Here is a 17,223-nt window from a genome sequence, read left to right on the forward strand (position 1 = left end):
GGGGGGGGGGGGGGGGGGGGGGGGGGGGTGTCGGCTGCAGGGGACTGTGGGGGATGCCGTGGAGTGGATGGCGGTGCGGTTGGCGATGGTGGGCTGCGAGTTCGTGGTGGAGTCGCCGGAGGAACTGGTGCGGTGTGTGCGGGAGTTGGGTGGGCGGTTGAGTCGGGCCGGGGCGTGATGCCTGCGGCGGTCCGCTTGTCTGGGTGGGGGTTCGCGTAGCGCCTGCGGTGGTGGGGTGGGTCGGGGCCGCGCCGGGGGGTGGGCGGTTGAGTCGGGCCGGGGCGTGATGCCTGCGGCGGCCCGCTTGTCTGGGTGGGGGTTCGCGTAGCGCCTGCGGTGGTGGGGTGGGTCGGGGCCGCGCCGGGGGGTGTCCGTCCTCGGTCGGGCGGTTGCCGCGTCTCAGGACGGTGCTCTGCGTTGACGCCCGCCGCTGCGGGCGGACACCCCCCGGCACGTCCCCTTACGCCGTCGGCGACCGCGGGTCCGTCTCGGCGCGGGCGACTGCCACCCCCCAGGGGCGCGGGGAACTGCGCGACCAGCCACCACGGGCCCGCACACGACGCACGACAGCCCGCCCTTCAGCCGCCGGGCGACTGCCACCCCCCCAGGGGCGCGGGGAACTGCGCGATCGGCCACTACGGGTCCGCAGACGACGTACGGCGGCCTGTCCTTCAGGCCCCCGCGATGTCCTCCCACGGGAAGTTCCTCAGTGCGGCCAGGTTGCGCAGGGCCTGGGCTGCCGGGCCCTGGGGGCCCTGTGCGGGGGCGTCTCCCGCGGCCCAGGTCTCTACGGCCACGCGGATGGAGGCCGCTGCCACCGCCGCGGCGAAGTGGAGGGCGGCAACGTTGTCCGTGCCGGTTCTCCGGGCCAGGGCCTGGGCCAGTTTTGACTCCGAGTCATGGCAGACCTCGGCCCAGACCTTGCGCAGGGCGGGGTTCGAGGTGGCCAGGCGGACCAGGGTGCGGGCCCACTGCCAGGAGGACTCCGAGACTCCCCCGCCCGGGGTCAGGGTGTGGCGCAGGGCGTGTTCCAGGGCCTGGGGGACGGGGAGTTCGGCGGGGGCGTCGCGGACCGCCTGGGTCCAGCGGTCGGCGCCGGCCGCGTACAGCGGGGAGACCGCCTCCTCCTTGGTGGCGAAGTAGCGGTAGAAGGTGCGCGGAGCGATGCCGGCAGCCTGGGCGATGTCCTCGGCCCGGGTGGCCCGCAGACCCTGCCGCACGAAGAGGGCGGCCGCGGCGCGGGCGATCTCCATACGGGTCGCCGCCTTGCGCCGCTCCGTCAGGGAGGGGGACGAGGTGGCCGAAGGTCGTGCGGGGGTGGGGCTGCTCACGTTCGGCAGGCTATGCCCATGTGGCACAATCTGCCATCCGGGTGGGCCACCCCGTGGTTCAGGTACGGGGTGACCCGCCCGTCCGGCGTGCGAAGAGAGCCGGGCCCCGGCACCCAGGGGGGATAGGCGCCGAAGCCCGGCTCGTGGGAAGTCCCGGCGCCGGGGGGAGTGCGTCGGGACTTGGTCTGTGGTGGTCGGTCGGGTTGAACTCCCTTGCCCGCAGGTCTTGTTCCCGGTGGCATGTGCATTGAAGCGGCGTTACATCGCCATGTTTGCGCGGTCTTTGGCCACCGGGCGTACGCCCCCGCCGTCAGGCGGCGGCGTCGAAGCCGGTGCTGCGCGCCAGCTTCTTCAGTTCCAGCAGGGCGTGCTTCTCGATCTGGCGGATGCGTTCGCGGGTCAGGCCGTGCTCCTTGCCCACCTCGGTCAGGGTGCGTTCCCGGCCGTCCTCGATGCCGTAGCGCATCTTGATGATGGACGCCGTGCGCTGGTCCAGGCGGCCGATCAGGTCGTCCAGTTCCTCGCTGCGCAGGAGGGTGAGGACCGACTGCTCCGGGGAGACGGCGGAGGTGTCCTCCAGGAGGTCACCGAACTGGGTTTCGCCCTCGTCGTCCACCGACATGTTCAGCGAGACCGGGTCCCGGGCCCAGTCCAGGACGTCCGCGACGCGCTCGGGCGTCGAGCCGAGCTCGGTGGCGATCTCCGTGTGCTCGGGGTCCCGGCCGTGCTCGCGGTTGAACTCGCGCTGGACTCGGCGGATACGGCCCAGCTCCTCCACCAGGTGGACGGGGAGGCGGATCGTGCGGGACTGGTCGGCTATCGAGCGGGTGATGGCCTGGCGGATCCACCAGGTGGCGTACGTGGAGAACTTGAAGCCCTTGCGGTAGTCGAACTTCTCCACCGCGCGCACCAGACCGGCGTTGCCCTCCTGGATCAGGTCCAGGAGAGGCAGGCCGCTGCGCGGGTAGCGTCGGGCCACCGCGACGACCAGGCGGAGGTTGGAGCGGATGAAGATGTCCTTGGCGCGCTCTCCCTCGGCGACCAGGGCTTCGAGCTCGTCACGGGTGGCGTCGGCCTTGGCCTCCTCGTACCCGTCGAGGACCTGCCTGGCAAACACACCCGCCTCGATGACCTGCGACAGCTCGACCTCTTTGGCTGCGTCGAGAAGCGGCGTACGCGCGATCTCGTCGAGGTACATGCCGACCAGGTCGCGGTCCGCGATCTCGCCGCCATGGGCGCGAACACTGCGTGCCGCGTCGGTGGTCTCGCCGGTGGCGGACTGACGACGGGCGACGGCACGGGTTGCCATGCGTGCTCCCTTGCGGTGGGGCCCCCGCTCGAGCGCACTCGAGAGCAGGGGAGGGCGGGCGGGTGGTTCGTGAACGTTCGGGACTCTTGTCGAGTGCCCGCCGTTCGATGGAAACAACGACTGGAATCAGGACAGAATTCCCAAGGCGCCCCTCTATTTTTCTGATCTTGCAGTATCCTGCTCGGCCACAAGGGAGGACCGATGTCGTCGGGACGTACAGAGGTGCAGGTCAGGCCGGGAGTCGAGAGTGACCTCGATGCCCTCACGGCCCTCTACAACCACTACGTACGCGAGACCCCGATCACCTTCGACACCGCGGTGTTCACGCCGGAAGAGCGCCGCCCTTGGTTGCTCTCCCACCCTGAAGACGGCCCGTACCGCCTGATGGTTGCCGCGGAGCGGGACTCCACGGGCAACTCACAGCGGATTCTGGGCTATGCCACATCCGGCCCGCACCGGCCGAAGCCCGCGTACGCGACCTCGGTCGAGGTGACGATCTACCTCGCGCCGGACGCCGGCCGGCGCGGCATCGGCACCCTGCTGTACAAGGCGCTGTTCGAGGCCCTGGACGGCGAGGACCTGCACCGCGCCTACGCGGGCATCGCGCAGCCGAACGAGGCGTCCGTGCGGCTGCACGAGCGGTTCGGCTTCCGGCACGTCGGCACCTACCGCGAGGTGGGCCGCAAGTTCGGCCGCTACTGGGACGTCGCCTGGTACGAGAAGGACCTCTGAGCCGGGACCTCTCAGCCGAACTGCACCGACCGCTTCGCCAGTCCCATCCAGAAACCGTCGATCACCGACCTCTGCGTCTCCTGATCACCGGCCGCGTCCGCCGCGCCCAGCGTCACGAAGAGGGGGGCGAAGTGCTCGGTGCGCGGGTGGGCGTAGCGGCCGGCCGGGGCCTTGTGCAGGAAGTCCAGCAGGGCGTCGAAGTCGCGGCTCTCCAGGGCCCGGCGGCCCCAGTCGTCGAACTCCACGGACCAGGCGGGGATGCCGCCCTGGCGCAGCGCGGCCAGGTTGTGGGTGAAGAAGCCGGAGCCGACGATCAGCACGCCCTCGTCGCGCAGCGGGGCCAGTCTGCGACCGATCTCCATCAGCTGGACGGGGTCCAGGGTCGGCATGGAGACCTGGAGGACGGGGATGTCGGCCTCGGGGTACATCTCGACGAGCGGGACGTAGGCGCCGTGGTCGAGGCCGCGGTCCGGGATGTCCTGCACGGGGGTGCCGGGGGCGCGCAGCAGCTTGCGTACGGACGCGGCGAGCTCGGGGGCGCCGGGGGCCGGATAGGTCACCTGGTAGTAGTGCTCCGGGAAGCCCCAGAAGTCGTGGACGAGAGGAACGCGCTCGGTGGCACCGATGGCGAGGGGGGCCTCCTCCCAGTGGGCGGAGACCATGAGGATCGCCTTGGGGCGCGGCAGCCCGGCGGACCAGGCCGCGAGTTCGCCGGGCCAGATCGGGTCGTCCGCCAGGGGCGGGGCGCCGTGGCTGAGGTAGAGGGCAGGCATGCGCTCCTGTGTGACGGCGGACATGACGACGACTCCCTCCGGAGACCTGAAGCCTCAGATGCTTTAAGTCTAAAGATTCCTTGCCCAAACCGTACGTCCGGGTAGTTAAAATTTCAAGGAGAGCTCTCGTACAGTGGAGTACATGAATACGGCACCGACCTCCGCGCCGCCCGCGTCCGCCTCGTCCGCACCCACGCAGGAGACCCGCTGGCTCACCGATGAGCAGCAGCGGGTCTGGCGCACCTATCTGGACGCGGTCACCCTGCTGGAGGACCACCTGGACCGCCAGCTCCAGCGTGACGCGGGCATGCCGCACATCTACTACGGCCTGCTGGTCAAGCTCGCCGAGTCGCCGCGCCGCAGGCTGCGGATGACGGAGCTCGCGATGTACGCGAAGATCACCCGCTCCCGTCTCTCGCACGCCATCGCCCGGCTGGAGAAGAACGGCTGGGTCAGGCGTGAGGACTGCCCCGACGACAAGCGGGGCCAGTTCGCCGTGCTGACCGACGCCGGCATGGAGGTGCTGAAGGAGACCGCGCCGGGCCATGTGGAGGCCGTGCGCCAGGCGATGTTCGACCGTCTCACCGGGGAACAGCAGAAGGCCCTCGGCGAGATCATGCGGATCGTCGCCGAGGGCCTGCAGCCGACGGAAGCGGGTGCGGACCTGCCCTGGCTCCGCTGAACCGCTCATTCAGTGGGGCCTGTTCCGAGTTGCTCCGTCGTCCGCGCGCAGCGCGGGCGCAGCGGCGTTCGGTGCGTGCCCTCGGTGTGCGGCGTCGCAGGTCATGTGGCGGAGCCACCTGACCTGTGGCGCCGTGCAGCGAGGGTGCGTGCCGGGCGTCGGGGCGCAGACGGGCAACTCGGAACAGGCCCCAGGCCGGGGCAGGTCCTGAAGGCCGTACGTACGGAGCGTCCCCATCCCCGTACGTACGCCTGGTCCTACTGGTCCCGAAGGGGGTACGACCGGACGGTCGTCGTCGTGCGACTCGGCGCGGGCCGGATCGACTGCGGTTCGGCAACGCCCTGAAGGGGCGCGGGGAACTGCGCGACCAGCCACCATGGCGCCGCGGACGAGCGACGACATGACCCGGCACTTCCAGCGGAGCGCTCAGTGCGCGACGACCGGCACCGGCACCTCGTCCTCGGCGCCCTCCCCGGAGGAGGCCACCGTCGAGCCGCCCGGGCGGCCGGCGTTGACGAAGGTCAGCGCGATGCCCGCGGCCACGACCAGGATGCCGACGGCGAACCAGATGGCGCTGGTGTAGCCCTGCACCATGCCCTCCAGCTGGACCAGCTGCTGCTGGGACCTGCCGGCCGCACCGCCGATGTGGTCGGCGATGTAGGACGTGGTCGCCGAGGCGGCGATCGTGTTCAGCAGGGCCGTACCGATGGCACCACCCACCTGCTGGGAGGTGTTGACCATCGCGGAGGCGACACCGGCGTCCTGCGGCTTGACGCCCTGGGTGGCCAGGGACATGGCCGGCATGAACGCCGTACCCATACCGAGGCCGAGCAGCACCATCGCGGGCAGCAGCAGCGCGGCGTAGGAGGAACCGATCTCCAGCTGGGTCAGCAGCAGCATGCCGAGGGCGGCGACCAGGAAGCCGGGGCCCATCAGCAGCCGCGGTGCGACCCGGGTCATCAGACGGGTGCCGATCTGGGTGGACCCGACGATCATGCCCGCGATCATCGGCAGGAAGGCGAAGCCGGTCTTGACCGGCGAGTAGCCCTTCACGATCTGCAGGTAGTAGGTCAGGAACAGGAACAGGCCGAACATCGCGATGATCGCGAGGCCGAGGGACAGGTACACGCCGCCGCGGTTGCGTTCGGTGACCACGCGCAGCGGCAGCAGCGGGGCCTTGACCTTGGCCTCGACGAGGACGAAGGCCAGCAGCAGCACGCCGGAGGCGACGAACATGCCGACGGTCATCGGGTCGCCCCAGCCGTCGGACTCGGCGCGGGTGAAGCCGTAGACCAGCGAGACCAGACCGAGGGTGGACAGGATCACGCCGGGGATGTCGAGGGAGGAGCGGTTGCGGCCGCCCTCGGGCTCACGGATTACGTACCAGGCACCAGCCGCGGCGACCACGGCGAACGGGATGTTGACGAAGAACGTCCAGCGCCAGTCCAGGTACTCGGTGAGGAATCCGCCGAGGATCAGACCGACGGCACCGCCACCACCGGCGATGGCGCCGTAGATGCCGAACGCCTTCGCACGCTCCTTGGCGTCCGTGAACATCACGGCGAGCAGGGAGAGCGCGGCCGGGGCGAGCAGCGCGCCGAACGCACCCTGCAGGGCACGGGCGCCGAACATCATGGCCTCGTTGGTGGCGGCGCCACCGAGCGCGGAGGCCGCGGCGAAGCCGCCCAGACCGACGACGAAGGCGCGCTTGCGGCCCCAGAGGTCGGCGATACGTCCGCCGAACAGCAGCAGGCCACCGAAGGCGAGGGCGTAGGCCGTGACGACCCACTGCCGGTTGCCGTCGGAGATGCCCAGGTCCTGCTGGGCGGAGGGCAGGGCGATGTTCACGATGGTCGCGTCGAGGACGACCATCAGCTGGGCTATCGCGATGAACGCGAGCGCTTTCCAGCGATTGGAATCGGCGGCGCCGAGGGCGCTGCCGGGAGCCTTCGCGGCTGTTTCAGACATGGGGATACCCACTTCGGGACTTCGTGACGGAAAAAGTGAAAGAGAAGGGGACGGCTCGTCGGCTGTGACGGCCGGTGAGATGCAGGGATCGAAAGAAACGGCTACGTACGGTGTGGTGACTGCCGTGCTGCTCGGAACTGAGCGGTCAGGTCAGGCCTTGCGCAGGTCCTCCATGGTCAGCGCCGTGCCGGGCAGGGACGAACGGGCCGGGGCCCGCAGTCCGTCCAGGAACAGCTGGAGATGACGGTGGACATAGCGGTCGGCGATGTCGCACCCGGTTCCGGCCATGGGCCGGCTGAGCTGGGCCGCGGCGATCATGACGTCGCCGACGTCCACGTCGGAGCGGAGCTGGCCCGCCGCCTTGGCGCGGTCCATGATCGCCCCGATGAGGCGCTCGCACCGCTCGCGCGAGGCCTCCAGGTCCGGGTGGTTCTGGTCGAACGTGCTCTGGACCATCGGGCACAGCGCGCTGATCCGCTCGTCGGCGGCGGTGTGCACGAAGCGTTCCAGGGCCTCGAAGGCATCCCCGGTCTGCGTGAGCGCGCGTTCGGCCGCCGCGACCGTACGGTCCATGACGGAGCAGACGACCTCGCGGACCAGTGCGTCGCGGTCGGGGAAGTTGCGGTACACCGTGGCATTGCCGACGCCGGCCCGGCGGGCGATCTCGTCGAGCGGCACATCGGGGCCGAACTCGACGAACATCTCCCGGGCGGCGGTGACGATCCGCTCCCGGTTGCGCAGGGCGTCGGCACGCGGCCGGGGCGCCTTGCGCGCTACGGGGGTCACGGTCTGCACGGCGTACTCCTGATGCTGCTGGGGCGGCGGTTGTTGCCGCCGGGTGGCGATCCGGGGACGCTCTCCCCGTTTCGCTCGGACACATGGCTAAACGGGGAGAGGATCCCCGGTTATTTCCGGCCATGGAAAAGATTCCATGTGACCTGAATCACATACTTATAGCCGAAGAACCCACGTTCGGGCTCTTCCAACGGGCGTGCACTCCCCCCTCGACACAGGGTGATCGAGAGGGTGCAGCACGCAGTCGGGGCGGGCTGCCATGGACTGAAGGGCCCATGCATGCAGCCGAGCCGACGGATACGCCCCCGCCGTGTCGCCGCCCTCGTCTCCGTGACAGCCCTGACCTTCGCGGTCAGCACCTCCGCAGGCACCGGGAACCTCACGGCGGGATCGTCGACGGTGGCGGGAGCGGGACCGATCTCGCCGGAGCACCCCTCCGCCCTGAAGCCCTGCATGATCACCGGCCGGCCGACGATCCAGATGTCGGAAGGAATGCCGACACCCCGCGGCTACTCCCGCTCCACCGGCACCGTCCACGCACTCACCGTCATGGTCGACTTCCCCGACGCGCCCGGTCCGGGCCGCGCGCTCGACCGCTTCGACGAGTTCTTCCCACAGACCCAGGACTGGTACCGCACCAGCTCCTACGGCCGCCTCGACTACCGCCCGAAGACCCCGATACCCGGCTGGCTGCGGATGCCCAAGTCCTTCCGGGCCTACGGCATAGAGCGCGGCGCGCCCTTCGACCCCGGGTACCGGCGGCTGGTCCAGGACATCGTGGTCGCCGCCGATCCGAAGGTCGATTTCCGGGAGTACGACTTCCTGAACGTCCTGGTCACCCCTAACGCCGGCCCGTCGGCCCTGGACACGGTCCTGTCGGTGACCTTCGCGGGCAACACCGATGCCCCGGTCGCCGACGGCGTCTCGGTGGCCAACGCCTCCTTCGTCTACTCCCGCCAGGACGACGGCTCCGGCACCTACCACCGCACCGGCTACCGGGTCCTCCCCCACGAGAACGGCCATGTCTTCGGCCTGCCCGACCTCTACACCGCCGAGGGCGGGGGCGCGGTCGGGCACTGGGACATCATGAGCGAGGACTGGGGGGCCAACAACGACCTGCTGGGCTGGCACAAGTGGAAGCTGGGCTGGCTGGACGGCGCACAGGTGCGGTGCGCGGCGAACCGGGGGACCACCGAGTACTCCCTGACCCCGCTGGCCCGCGAGGGCGGCCCGAAGCTGGTCTTCGTACCGCTGAGCCGCCGCACCGGCTACGCCCTCGAACTGCGCACCCGCGAGGGCAACGACGAGTCGGTGTGCCGCCCCGGCGTCCTGATCTACCGGGTCGACGCGGACGTGGACACCGGGATGGGCCCGGTGCGGGTCCAGGACTCCCACGAGGACAGCGGCGGCTGCACCCGCAGCCCGAACGTCCACGCCGAGCTCTCGGACGCGACGTTCGGCCCCGGGGAGGAGTTCCGGGACAAGGAGCGGGGGGTGCGGGTGACGGTGCTGGGGGCGGAGCTGACGGGGAGCTATCGGGTGCGGATCAGTCGGGGGTAGGGGTGGGCGGGGATATCGGTGGGCCGGCGTACGCCCAGGTCGCCGCGTGCGTGCCCGGGGCGGATTACGGTTGAGGCTGCCGCGAACGCCGTACGGAGAGCCGATGCCCGCGAAGACGACCCTGGACGACGACCGTGCTGTGCCCACGGAGGCGGTCACGCCGCTGATCCGGGGAGTGACGGTGCTGCGGCGGCTGACCGAGGCCGGGGGGACGCTGAGCGCGAGCGCTCTGGAGCGCGGCACCGGACTGGCGCGCTCGACGGTGGACCGGATCACGTCCACGCTCGCGCGCATGGGGTACGTCCGCCTCGACGGCCGTGACATCGTGCTGGCCCCGCGCGTGATGGAACTGGGCAACGCCTACCTCGCCGCCCTCGCCCTGCCGGCCCTCCTCGCCTCCCACGCCGACGCGCTCGCCGACGAGTTGGACGAGTCGGTGTCCCTGGCGGTCGCCGACCGCGACGGCATCCGCTTCATCCATCAGGCGACCCGCCGCCGCGCGATGTCCCTCAGCTTCCGCATCGGCGACCTGCTCCCGGCCGAACGCACCTCGCCGGGCCCGCTGTTCGCGACGGAGTGGACGGACGCGCAGTGGCGGACGTGGCGCGAGCGCCGGGCGGCGGACCCGGACGACCGCGGCTTCCCGGCCGCGCCGTGGCAGTCGCACTCCTCCTCCGACGAGGACTTCGAACGCCGGGCGGCGCGGGCGCGCAAGGACGGCTGGGCGCTGGACGACCAGTTGATCGAGCCGGGGCTGGTCGCGGTGTCCGTCCCCGTACGGGATCCGCGGGCGGGCGGCCGTATCGCGTGCGTGGCGAACGTGGTGAGCCACACCAGCCGGCACACCGCCGCCGATCTGCGCGACACGCTCCTGCCCCGTCTGCGGACGGCGGTCGCGGACATGGAGCGGCAGCTGCGCGAGGCACCGGAGCCGCGCCCCGCGACCGCTCCGGCGGGCCTCGCGACCTGGACCGGCGCCTCCAAGCAGGAACTGGGCAGGGAGTTCGTGGAGTCGCTGGCGCGCGGGCTGACCGTACTGACCGCGTTCGGCGAGGGCCGGGCCGAGCTGACGCTCACGGACGTGGCCAACGCGACCGGGCTGGCCCGGGCGACGGCCCGACGCGCGCTCATCACCTACGAACACCTGGGCCTGGTACGCCCGTCGGGCAACCGCGCCTTCTCCCTCACCCCCCGGGTCCTGTCCCTCGGCTACCCGCCCCTGTCCCGCACGTCCCTGGCCCAGATCGCCACCCCGCACCTGGCCGAACTCGCCGACCGGGTCCACGAGTCGGCGTCCCTGGCGGTGCTGACGCCGTCGGCCGAGGAGATCCAGTACATCGCGCGGGCCGCCACCAGCCGTGTGATGAGCGTCAACATCACGATCGGCACGCGGCTGCCGGCGTATGCGACGTCGATGGGCCGGGTGCTGCTGGCCGATCTCCCGGAGGGCGACGGCCAGTTGTCGTCGGCCCTGCGCGAGCTACGCCCCCTGACCCCGCGCACCGTCACGGACCCCGCGACCCTGGAGAGCGCCCTGTCCCACGTCCGCGCCCACGGATACGCCCTGGTCGACGAGGAACTGGAGGCGGGCCTGCGCTCGGTGGCGGTACCGGTCCGCGACCGCACGGGCCGTGTGGTCGCCGCGCTGAACGTGGCGATGCACGCAGCTCGGCGATCGGTGGAGGAGTGCGTACGGGAGGTGCTGCCCGAGCTGGTGGAGACGGCCGGGCGGGTGGAGGGGGATCTGCGGGTGGCGGGGCGGTTCGGCGGGGTCGCGGTGGGGTGAGGGGGTGTGATCCGCCGGCTCAGCCGTCGTACGGCCTGGCGGCGCGGCCCTCGCGCAGGGTGAGCCCCCACCAGGCGAGCTGGTCCAGCAGGACGGACGCGGCCTTGGCGGTGCCGTCCCGGTCATGGGGATGTCCGTCCTCGTCGAACTGCTCCCAGGCCATGTGAAAACTGACGGTGTCGCGCAGGGTCACCGCGTGCAGCTCGGCGAAGACCTGGCGCAGCTGCTCGACGGCCCGCTGTCCGCCGGCCATACCGCCGTACGAGACGAAGCCGACCGGTTTGGCCCGCCACTCCCGGTGGACGTAGTCGATGGCGAGCTTCAGGGACGCCGGGTACCCGTGGTTGTACTCGGGCGTGACGACGACGAACCCGTCGAGCCCGCCGATGCGTTCGGCGAGGGTCGGAGCGTCGCCGGAGCCGTCGGACCGCTCCAGGGTGAGCTTGAGTTCGGCGGCGAGATCGGGCTCGGACAGGTCGATGAGATGCGTCTCCATGTCGTCACGGCGCCCGATCTCGGACAGGAACCACCCCGAGACCCGGTCGGCGAACCGCCCGGGCCGAACGCTGCCGACGAGTACGCCGACCTTGAGCGGGGGCAGGGACATGGGGGTACCTCGATTCCGGTAGGCGGCAAAGGTGATCGCGGGCACCTGTGTCCGGGCCCGCGAAAGCAACGTAAAATCTCAAGCTAACTTGAGGTCAAGCGGGCCCGGTCCGCCGTACCGGACCGGCCTCGCCGCCGATGGCCGGCACCAGATACCGAGCCAGGGCCGCCTTCAGCTCGTCGGCATAGGCGGCCCGTTCCGCACCCTCGTGACGTGCGACCAGGGACAGCCCCGTCTGGAGGACCGCGAACGCCGTCGTGGCGACGCGCACGCGCTGCTCGCGGGGCAGTTCGGGGGCGCGGCGCGCGATCACGTCCTCGACCTGTCCGCGCAGGGCCGCCTGGAGGACTCCCGGCCCCTCTGGTTCGTGGACCAGCACGGTGAACGCCGGGTTGCCGAGGCTGAATTCGAGGATCGGATCAAGGACGGCGTCCAGCATCGCTTCCAGGGGCAGTGCCGCCTCGGCGTCGGTCACGAGCCGGCCGTGCACCTCGGTCATCTGCCGCAGCAGGCGCTCACCGAGTCGCGCCGAGATCGCTTCCTTGTTGGGGAAGAACTGATACAGCGTGCCGGGAGAGACTCCCGCCTCACGTGCGATGGCGTTCATGCTGGTCGCGGCGTAGCCGGACTTGCAGAACACGCTGGCCGTCGCGTCGAGCAGCTGCGCGATACGGCGCTCGCCGCGAGCCTGTCTGCGCCTGCCTCCCACGGCGGTCAGAGGGCCGCGAGCATGGTGAGCATGGCCACCGCCATCGCGATGCGGCAGGCCCTGGTCAAGAACGTGCCGAGGGGCGGGACCGGCCCGGGGGCGTCCGCGGGGCCTGCGGTCACGAGGGTGGCTCCGGTATAGAGGACGTAGCCGGCGAAGTAGGCCAGCAGCACTCCGGTGAGCGCCGGCACACCGACACCGACCGCCATCCCGTCACCGTGCCCTGTGCCTGCGTGCTGTGCGCCCGTCGGCATGGCGAACGCCATGTAGACCATCGCGAACGCGGCGACGGCGTGGTGCAGTCGCCGGTGCGGCGGACGCCACAGCACCAACGCGGCCACTCCGACGGCGGTGAAGACGGCCGCGAACACGGTGCCGCTCCAGCTGGGCAGGACGGCCATCAACGACGGCGGCGCCATGACGGCCATGGAGAGACCCATCAGCGCGTCGCCCGTCATCTCGGCACGCTCCGCACGGGGCCCGGTGCGCACGCGGAGCAGACAGTAGGCGCCGACGGCCGCGCACAGTGCCCCGAGCAACCAGCCGGGGAAGCCGGACAGTGCCGCGTGCTGCATGCGGTCAACCCCCCAGGTCCTCGATGAGAGTGGCCCGGGCCCGCGCCACCCGGGACCGCACGGTTCCCACCGCGCATCCGCTGACCTGAGCGGCCTCGGCGTAGCGCAGGCCCAGCAACTGGGTGAGGACGAAGGCCTCGCGGCGTTCCTCGGGCAGGGTGTCGAGCAACTGCCCCAGGGCGACGCCGTCGTCGAAGCCGGGCAGGCCGCGCGGCTGGGAGCGTTCGGCCATCGACTCCCAGTCGGGAACGGCGTACAGGCGTGGCCGGGACGCCGCGTACCGGCTGCTGTCGACGACGGCCCGCCGCGCGATGGTCAGCAGCCAGGTCCGCGCGGACGAACGGCCCTGGAAACGGCGAAGCGCGCCGAGCGCACGCAGGAACGTCTCCTGCGTCAGGTCGTCGGCGACCTGTGGGTCACGGCTGAGGTGGGCCACGAAGCGCCAGACGTCGCGGTGCAGGGAGCGGACGAAGCGCTCTGCCGCGTCCACATCACCGTCGCGGGCCGCGAGTGCCAGCCGGGTCGCGTGCGTGTCGCGGGTCAGCCGGTCTGTGTCGGTCACGGAGTTCCTCTCCCTCGGAGCTCATCGCCGGGCGGAAGCCGTTTCCGCTTGCCGCCGGTGTCCTCGTACATGCGGCGTTCGAGCGCGCGCTCCTCAGCGGTCAGTGGGATCCCCGCGCCCCGGCGCTCCGGATGGCCCGGCGGCGGGTCGCCTGACCGCAGGACCAGCGCGGTGTACTCGGGATGGCCCGGGGCGATCCACAAACTCCCGTACGCCTTCAGCGCCTTCCAGCAGCCGTTGAGCAGGACCAGGGCCCGGTAGCGCCACGGCAGGACGCTCCTCATCCGCGTGCGGCGATGCCGGACCGGTTCAGGTACGGGGTGACGCCCCCCAGGTGGAAGGGCCACTCGCCGCTCGCCAGGAGGATCAGGTCGGCGTCGGCGTTGCCGGCCAGTGTGCCCTCGGCGACGAGTGCGCCGATGTCGCGGGCCAGGGCCGCCAGCGCGTGGTCGAGCGCGTCGTCGGCGGTGGCCGCCACGGCCGGCGCCGAGTCGGCCAGGCCGCCGGCCCGGCGCAGCCGTTCGCACAGCACGCTCGGCGGCGTCGGCAGGGCGAGCGGTGCGCAGACCGTGTCGAGGTCCTCCTCACGGGCGCGGTCGAGCAGCGCGCCCACGAACGTGGTCCGGAGCCGGTCCGCCACGGACCCGGCGTGGTCGCCGACGGGCAGACAGGGCAGACCCAGCCGGGCGACGAGTGCGCCCGCCGTGGCGTACGCGGTGTCGGTGGCTCCGGCCCGGGTCAGTTCCACGGCGCCGGGAGCGGAGCCGGCAGTGGGCAGGGCGAGGCCGACCACCCGCCCGGGGTTCTTGAGCCCGGAGGCGACATCGGCGACCGTGCGGCGGCCGACGGCGAGGACGACGCAGTCCTCGGAGACGACGCCCTCGGCCTGCCGCAGCACGGCGTCGTCCTCGCCGGGCCGCCCGCCGGGCAGGGCCGCGACGACGGCGTCGGCGTCCGCGACGACGTCCACCGCGGTGCCACAGCTGATGAGCCCGGCGCAGCGCTCGGCGTCCGCCGCCGGGATACGGCCGCAGGACGCGGCCTCGTCGAGGAGGCGGCGCAGTTCGCCGGTCGCGGCGTCCCGGCTGGCCGGGTCGGGGACGCACACGGCGACCGGGATGCGCAGCTTCTCCAGCAGCATCGCCGCGAGCCGCAGACCGTGCTCCCCGTCGCCGATCACCCCCACGCCGCGCACCGGCCGGGCCCGGCGGGGATCGGGGCGCCCGGGGTGCGTCTCGGCGCGCTTCTGGGTGAGCTGGAAGGCGTAGAGGCTGGAGCGGAACTCAGGGGTGCCGAAGAGGTCGGCCGCGGTCTGCTCGGCGGCGGTGAGCACGTCGTCGCGGGTGGCCGTCCTGCTGAGTTCCAGCAGCTCCAGGACGCGGCGGGGTGCGGGCACGGCTCCGTGCGTGTGGGTCTCGACCAGGCCGGCGGCGCGGGTCAGCGCGTCGTCCCACTGGTCGGCGAAGGCTTCCGGCGCGGGCCGGGTCACCGTGTGCTGCCCGCGCAGTACGCCGGCGACCCAGGCGAGCGAGCGGTCGAGGAACCTGGAGGGCTCCAGCAGGACGTCCGCCAGACCGAGCGTGTGGGCCTCGGTGGCGGAGAGCATGCGGCGGGCGGACAGCGGGTGTTCCAGCATCAGGGTGACGGCCCGGTCGGGGCCGAGCAGCCGCGGGGCCAGCCAGGCACCGCCCCAGGCCGGGACGAGGCCGAGCGAGCACTCGGGGAGGGCGAGGGCGGGGGCGCCGCGCGAGAGGGTGCGGTAGCCGCAGTGCAGGGCGAGTTCGAGGCCGCCGCCGATGGTGACGCCGTTGAGGAACGCGAAGCTCGGCACCGGCAGCTCGCCGAGACGGCGGAAGACCTGGTGGCCGCGGCGCAGGGTGCGCACCGCCTCCTCGCGGTCGGTGACGCCGGCCGCCAGGGCGAGATCCGCGCCGGTGCTGAACATGAACGCGGTGCCGGTGACCGCGACCGCGGCGATGTCGCCCGTCCGGGCCCGGGCCGCCGCCTCGTCGAGGACCGCGTCCAGCCGGTCGAGCCCCTCGGGGCCGAAGGTGGTGGGCCGCATGGCGGGGCCGAGCGGCGGAAGTCCGTTGTCGAGCGTGATCAGCAGGAGAGTGCCCGCGCCCTCCGGCAGCTGGACGTCGCGCGGCCGGGGGGTGGTGACGGTCTCACGGACCTCGGGTCGCTGGGTGGTCACGGGTTCTCCTGGGCGGTCGGGGGGCGGGGGGAAACGATCGGGTCGCCGAGGAACTCGCGGATGGCGTCGAGGAGTTCGGCGGGACGTTCGATCGGCGGGGTGTGCCCGGTGGCGGGCAGCACCACGAGCCGCGCGCCGGGCATGCGCGCGGTGTACTCGCGCACGACGGGCAGCCGGATGGGGACGTCGTCGGCGCCGTGGACCACGAGCACCGGAACGTTCACCTCGGACAGCCGGTCGGTGATGTCGCCCCGCCGGTAGACGGAGTGGCAGGCGTGCTCGATGCGGTCGCCGGTGAGGGTGGTGAAGTGCTCGGTCCACCGCCGCGCGGTGTCACTGGTGAGGAAGGCGCGGCGGAAGTTGAGGCGGGCGACCATGGCCGCGAGATCGGGGCTCATGCCGTCCGCCAGCACCGCCTCCACCATCGCCTCGAAGGGGCGCCTGGTGTTCTCCGGTTCCTCGTCGGGGCGGGTGTCCACCAGGACGAGGGCGGAGACGAGCGCGGGGTGCCGCAGGGCCATGCGCCAGCACTTCATACCGCCCATGGAGTGGCCCACCCACACCGCGGGCCGCTCGCCCATGGCGCCGCGGTAGGCGTCCGCGAGCCTGTCGACCTCCTCCTCCAGGGTGTACGCGGACCTCCGCGGCGGCGCCAGGCCGTGGCCGGGCGCGTCGACGGCGACGGTCGTCCGGGTGGCGGCCAGCCCCGCCGTGACGGGCTCCCACACCCGGCTGTCGGTGAGCAGCCCGTGCAGCAGGACGACCGGGTCGCCGGTGCCGCGCCGGTGCCAGCCGAAGACCCATCCCCCGGCCTCGGCCGTTACACCGGCGGTGCGCGTACGCGCCGTCCGGTCAGCCGCACCCCCCACCATGGCCGAGGTCACCTCCTGCGCGCGTGTCGGGCGCCCGTTCGGCGAGCGGCTCCCCGACGGCCGGCGGGTCACCGTCCGGCCCGTGGCCGAGAGTGCCGAGGAAGGCGTCGAGGCGGTCAAGGCCCCAGTACTTGTCGTGGCCGTTGATGAAGTACGGCACCCCGAACACGCCATCCCGGACGGCGCGGCGCAGCGCCCTGGCGCCCTCCTCGCGCAGGGCGGGATCGTCGGCGGCACCGGCGAGTTCGGCGGGGTCGAGGTCCATCTCCTTGCCGATGGCGGCCATGGTCGCGGGGTCGCAGATGTCCCTGCCCTCCAGCCAGCGGGCGGAGTAGACGCGGTCGGCGAACTCGGCGCCGCGACCGTGCGACCGGCAGGCGAGGTAGGCGAGGTGGGGGACCTCCCAGACAGGGTTCCGGTCCACGGGCCAGGTGACCTTCAGACCGCGTGCGGTGGCGAGCCTGCGTACGTCGGCGAGGATGTAGAAGTGCTTGGGGCGGGACATGGCCGTGTAGACGAAGGTGTCCCCGGTCTCGGTGAGGAGCCGTTCGCTGTGCGCGTCGGGCTCCCAGTAGGGCACCCACTCCAGAGCGGCCGCGACCTCGGGGTGACGTGCCGTCAGCTCCCGGTGCGCCAGCCAGGAGTACGGGCTGCGCAGGGAGAAGTAGAAGATCCTGTCCGTGGTCATCGCCCTCGCCTTCCGGGACTGTGTGGGGTCGGGGTTCGGTGCCGGGGCCGGGACCCGGCGCCGGTGACGGGGGCTCT

Annotated in this window: 17 protein-coding genes; 4 read left to right on the forward strand and 13 right to left on the reverse strand. The window is 72.1% G+C overall.

Translation table 11 applies throughout. From position 1 onward, the window contains the following. Nucleotides 1-671 precede the first annotated feature (671 nt). Nucleotides 672-1,331 carry a TetR/AcrR family transcriptional regulator gene (locus tag ACFPQ9_RS28510; RefSeq protein ID WP_380859312.1) on the reverse strand — a complete coding sequence of 220 codons (660 nt, stop codon included), beginning with the start codon at nt 1,329-1,331 and terminating at the stop codon, nt 672-674. Between the two features lie 310 nt (nt 1,332-1,641). Beyond that, on the reverse strand, nt 1,642-2,640 hold the full coding sequence (locus ACFPQ9_RS28515; protein ID WP_380859315.1) for a sigma-70 family RNA polymerase sigma factor: 999 nt from the start codon (nt 2,638-2,640) through the stop codon (nt 1,642-1,644). A gap of 201 nt (nt 2,641-2,841) precedes the next feature. On the opposite strand from ACFPQ9_RS28515, the gene ACFPQ9_RS28520 reads away from it, so the two are divergent. Continuing rightward, nucleotides 2,842-3,372, forward strand: a complete 531-nt coding sequence (locus tag ACFPQ9_RS28520; RefSeq protein WP_380859318.1) for a GNAT family N-acetyltransferase — start codon at nt 2,842-2,844, stop codon at nt 3,370-3,372. A gap of 11 nt (nt 3,373-3,383) precedes the next feature. Here ACFPQ9_RS28520 and ACFPQ9_RS28525 read toward each other — a convergent pair whose 3' ends face one another. Next, nucleotides 3,384-4,169 carry a dioxygenase family protein gene (locus tag ACFPQ9_RS28525; RefSeq protein ID WP_380859321.1) on the reverse strand — a complete coding sequence of 262 codons (786 nt, stop codon included), beginning with the start codon at nt 4,167-4,169 and terminating at the stop codon, nt 3,384-3,386. Between the two features lie 118 nt (nt 4,170-4,287). Here ACFPQ9_RS28525 and ACFPQ9_RS28530 point away from each other — a divergent pair, with 118 nt between their 5' ends. After that, on the forward strand, nt 4,288-4,827 hold the full coding sequence (locus ACFPQ9_RS28530; protein ID WP_380859324.1) for a MarR family winged helix-turn-helix transcriptional regulator: 540 nt from the start codon (nt 4,288-4,290) through the stop codon (nt 4,825-4,827). Between the two features lie 426 nt (nt 4,828-5,253). Here ACFPQ9_RS28530 and ACFPQ9_RS28535 read toward each other — a convergent pair whose 3' ends face one another. Both ACFPQ9_RS28535 and ACFPQ9_RS28540 read right to left on the reverse strand, forming a co-directional pair. Beyond that, nucleotides 5,254-6,795 carry an MFS transporter gene (locus tag ACFPQ9_RS28535; protein ID WP_380859327.1) on the reverse strand — a complete coding sequence of 514 codons (1,542 nt, stop codon included), beginning with the start codon at nt 6,793-6,795 and terminating at the stop codon, nt 5,254-5,256. 150 nt (nt 6,796-6,945) lie between these two features. Then, entirely contained in the window at nt 6,946-7,590 is a 645-nt protein-coding gene (locus ACFPQ9_RS28540; protein WP_380859330.1) for a TetR/AcrR family transcriptional regulator, read from the reverse strand. A 279-nt stretch (nt 7,591-7,869) separates the two neighbouring features. On the opposite strand from ACFPQ9_RS28540, the gene ACFPQ9_RS28545 reads away from it, so the two are divergent. Further along, nucleotides 7,870-9,150: a M6 family metalloprotease domain-containing protein gene (locus tag ACFPQ9_RS28545; protein WP_380859333.1), complete on the forward strand. Its 1,281-nt coding sequence runs from the start codon at nt 7,870-7,872 to the stop codon at nt 9,148-9,150. A 103-nt stretch (nt 9,151-9,253) separates the two neighbouring features. After that, on the forward strand, nt 9,254-10,936 hold the full coding sequence (locus ACFPQ9_RS28550; protein WP_380859336.1) for an IclR family transcriptional regulator domain-containing protein: 1,683 nt from the start codon (nt 9,254-9,256) through the stop codon (nt 10,934-10,936). 19 nt (nt 10,937-10,955) lie between these two features. Here ACFPQ9_RS28550 and ACFPQ9_RS28555 read toward each other — a convergent pair whose 3' ends face one another. The 8 genes from ACFPQ9_RS28555 to ACFPQ9_RS28590 form a co-directional block, all read right to left on the reverse strand. Further along, on the reverse strand, nt 10,956-11,543 hold the full coding sequence (locus ACFPQ9_RS28555) for an NADPH-dependent FMN reductase (RefSeq protein WP_380859339.1): 588 nt from the start codon (nt 11,541-11,543) through the stop codon (nt 10,956-10,958). Between the two features lie 94 nt (nt 11,544-11,637). Continuing rightward, entirely contained in the window at nt 11,638-12,252 is a 615-nt protein-coding gene (locus tag ACFPQ9_RS28560; protein ID WP_380859342.1) for a TetR/AcrR family transcriptional regulator, read from the reverse strand. Between the two features lie 5 nt (nt 12,253-12,257). Next, on the reverse strand, nt 12,258-12,827 hold the full coding sequence (locus ACFPQ9_RS28565; protein ID WP_380859345.1) for a DUF5134 domain-containing protein: 570 nt from the start codon (nt 12,825-12,827) through the stop codon (nt 12,258-12,260). 4 nt (nt 12,828-12,831) lie between these two features. Further along, nucleotides 12,832-13,389: a sigma-70 family RNA polymerase sigma factor gene (locus tag ACFPQ9_RS28570; protein WP_380859348.1), complete on the reverse strand. Its 558-nt coding sequence runs from the start codon at nt 13,387-13,389 to the stop codon at nt 12,832-12,834. Further along, the gene (locus ACFPQ9_RS28575) at nt 13,386-13,673 is read right to left on the reverse strand and encodes a DUF6059 family protein (protein ID WP_380859351.1); all 288 of its coding nucleotides are present in this window, start codon (nt 13,671-13,673) and stop codon (nt 13,386-13,388) included. Before ACFPQ9_RS28575 ends, ACFPQ9_RS28570 begins: the two co-directional genes overlap by 4 nt. Further along, nucleotides 13,670-15,586 (reverse strand): enoyl-CoA hydratase-related protein, encoded by a 1,917-nt coding sequence (locus tag ACFPQ9_RS28580; RefSeq protein ID WP_380859354.1) that lies wholly within the window; start codon nt 15,584-15,586, stop codon nt 13,670-13,672. Before ACFPQ9_RS28580 ends, ACFPQ9_RS28575 begins: the two co-directional genes overlap by 4 nt. After that, entirely contained in the window at nt 15,583-16,458 is an 876-nt protein-coding gene (locus ACFPQ9_RS28585) for an alpha/beta fold hydrolase (protein ID WP_380859357.1), read from the reverse strand. Before ACFPQ9_RS28585 ends, ACFPQ9_RS28580 begins: the two co-directional genes overlap by 4 nt. After that, on the reverse strand, nt 16,439-17,146 hold the full coding sequence (locus ACFPQ9_RS28590) for a 2-hydroxychromene-2-carboxylate isomerase (RefSeq protein ID WP_380859360.1): 708 nt from the start codon (nt 17,144-17,146) through the stop codon (nt 16,439-16,441). The genes ACFPQ9_RS28585 and ACFPQ9_RS28590 overlap by 20 nt, the downstream gene beginning before the upstream one ends. Between the last annotated feature and the right edge of the window lie 77 nt (nt 17,147-17,223).

Source organism: Streptomyces coerulescens (assembly GCF_042657965.1).
Classification (GTDB): domain Bacteria; phylum Actinomycetota; class Actinomycetes; order Streptomycetales; family Streptomycetaceae; genus Streptomyces; species Streptomyces coerulescens.

Bases quoted from the DNA above. Each gene is read 5' to 3' on its own strand.
- ACFPQ9_RS28515 (WP_380859315.1), bottom strand. From the start codon at position 2,640: ATGGCAACCCGTGCCGTCGCCCGTCGTCAGTCCGCCACCGGCGAGACC.
- ACFPQ9_RS28520 (WP_380859318.1), top strand. From the start codon at position 2,842: ATGTCGTCGGGACGTACAGAGGTGCAGGTCAGGCCGGGAGTCGAGAGT.
- ACFPQ9_RS28525 (WP_380859321.1), bottom strand. From the start codon at position 4,169: ATGTCCGCCGTCACACAGGAGCGCATGCCTGCCCTCTACCTCAGCCAC.
- ACFPQ9_RS28530 (WP_380859324.1), top strand. From the start codon at position 4,288: ATGAATACGGCACCGACCTCCGCGCCGCCCGCGTCCGCCTCGTCCGCA.
- ACFPQ9_RS28535 (WP_380859327.1), bottom strand. From the start codon at position 6,795: ATGTCTGAAACAGCCGCGAAGGCTCCCGGCAGCGCCCTCGGCGCCGCC.
- ACFPQ9_RS28545 (WP_380859333.1), top strand. From the start codon at position 7,870: ATGCAGCCGAGCCGACGGATACGCCCCCGCCGTGTCGCCGCCCTCGTC.
- ACFPQ9_RS28550 (WP_380859336.1), top strand. From the start codon at position 9,254: ATGCCCGCGAAGACGACCCTGGACGACGACCGTGCTGTGCCCACGGAG.
- ACFPQ9_RS28555 (WP_380859339.1), bottom strand. From the start codon at position 11,543: ATGTCCCTGCCCCCGCTCAAGGTCGGCGTACTCGTCGGCAGCGTTCGG.
- ACFPQ9_RS28565 (WP_380859345.1), bottom strand. From the start codon at position 12,827: ATGCAGCACGCGGCACTGTCCGGCTTCCCCGGCTGGTTGCTCGGGGCA.
- ACFPQ9_RS28575 (WP_380859351.1), bottom strand. From the start codon at position 13,673: ATGAGGAGCGTCCTGCCGTGGCGCTACCGGGCCCTGGTCCTGCTCAAC.
- ACFPQ9_RS28585 (WP_380859357.1), bottom strand. From the start codon at position 16,458: ATGGTGGGGGGTGCGGCTGACCGGACGGCGCGTACGCGCACCGCCGGT.
- ACFPQ9_RS28590 (WP_380859360.1), bottom strand. From the start codon at position 17,146: ATGACCACGGACAGGATCTTCTACTTCTCCCTGCGCAGCCCGTACTCC.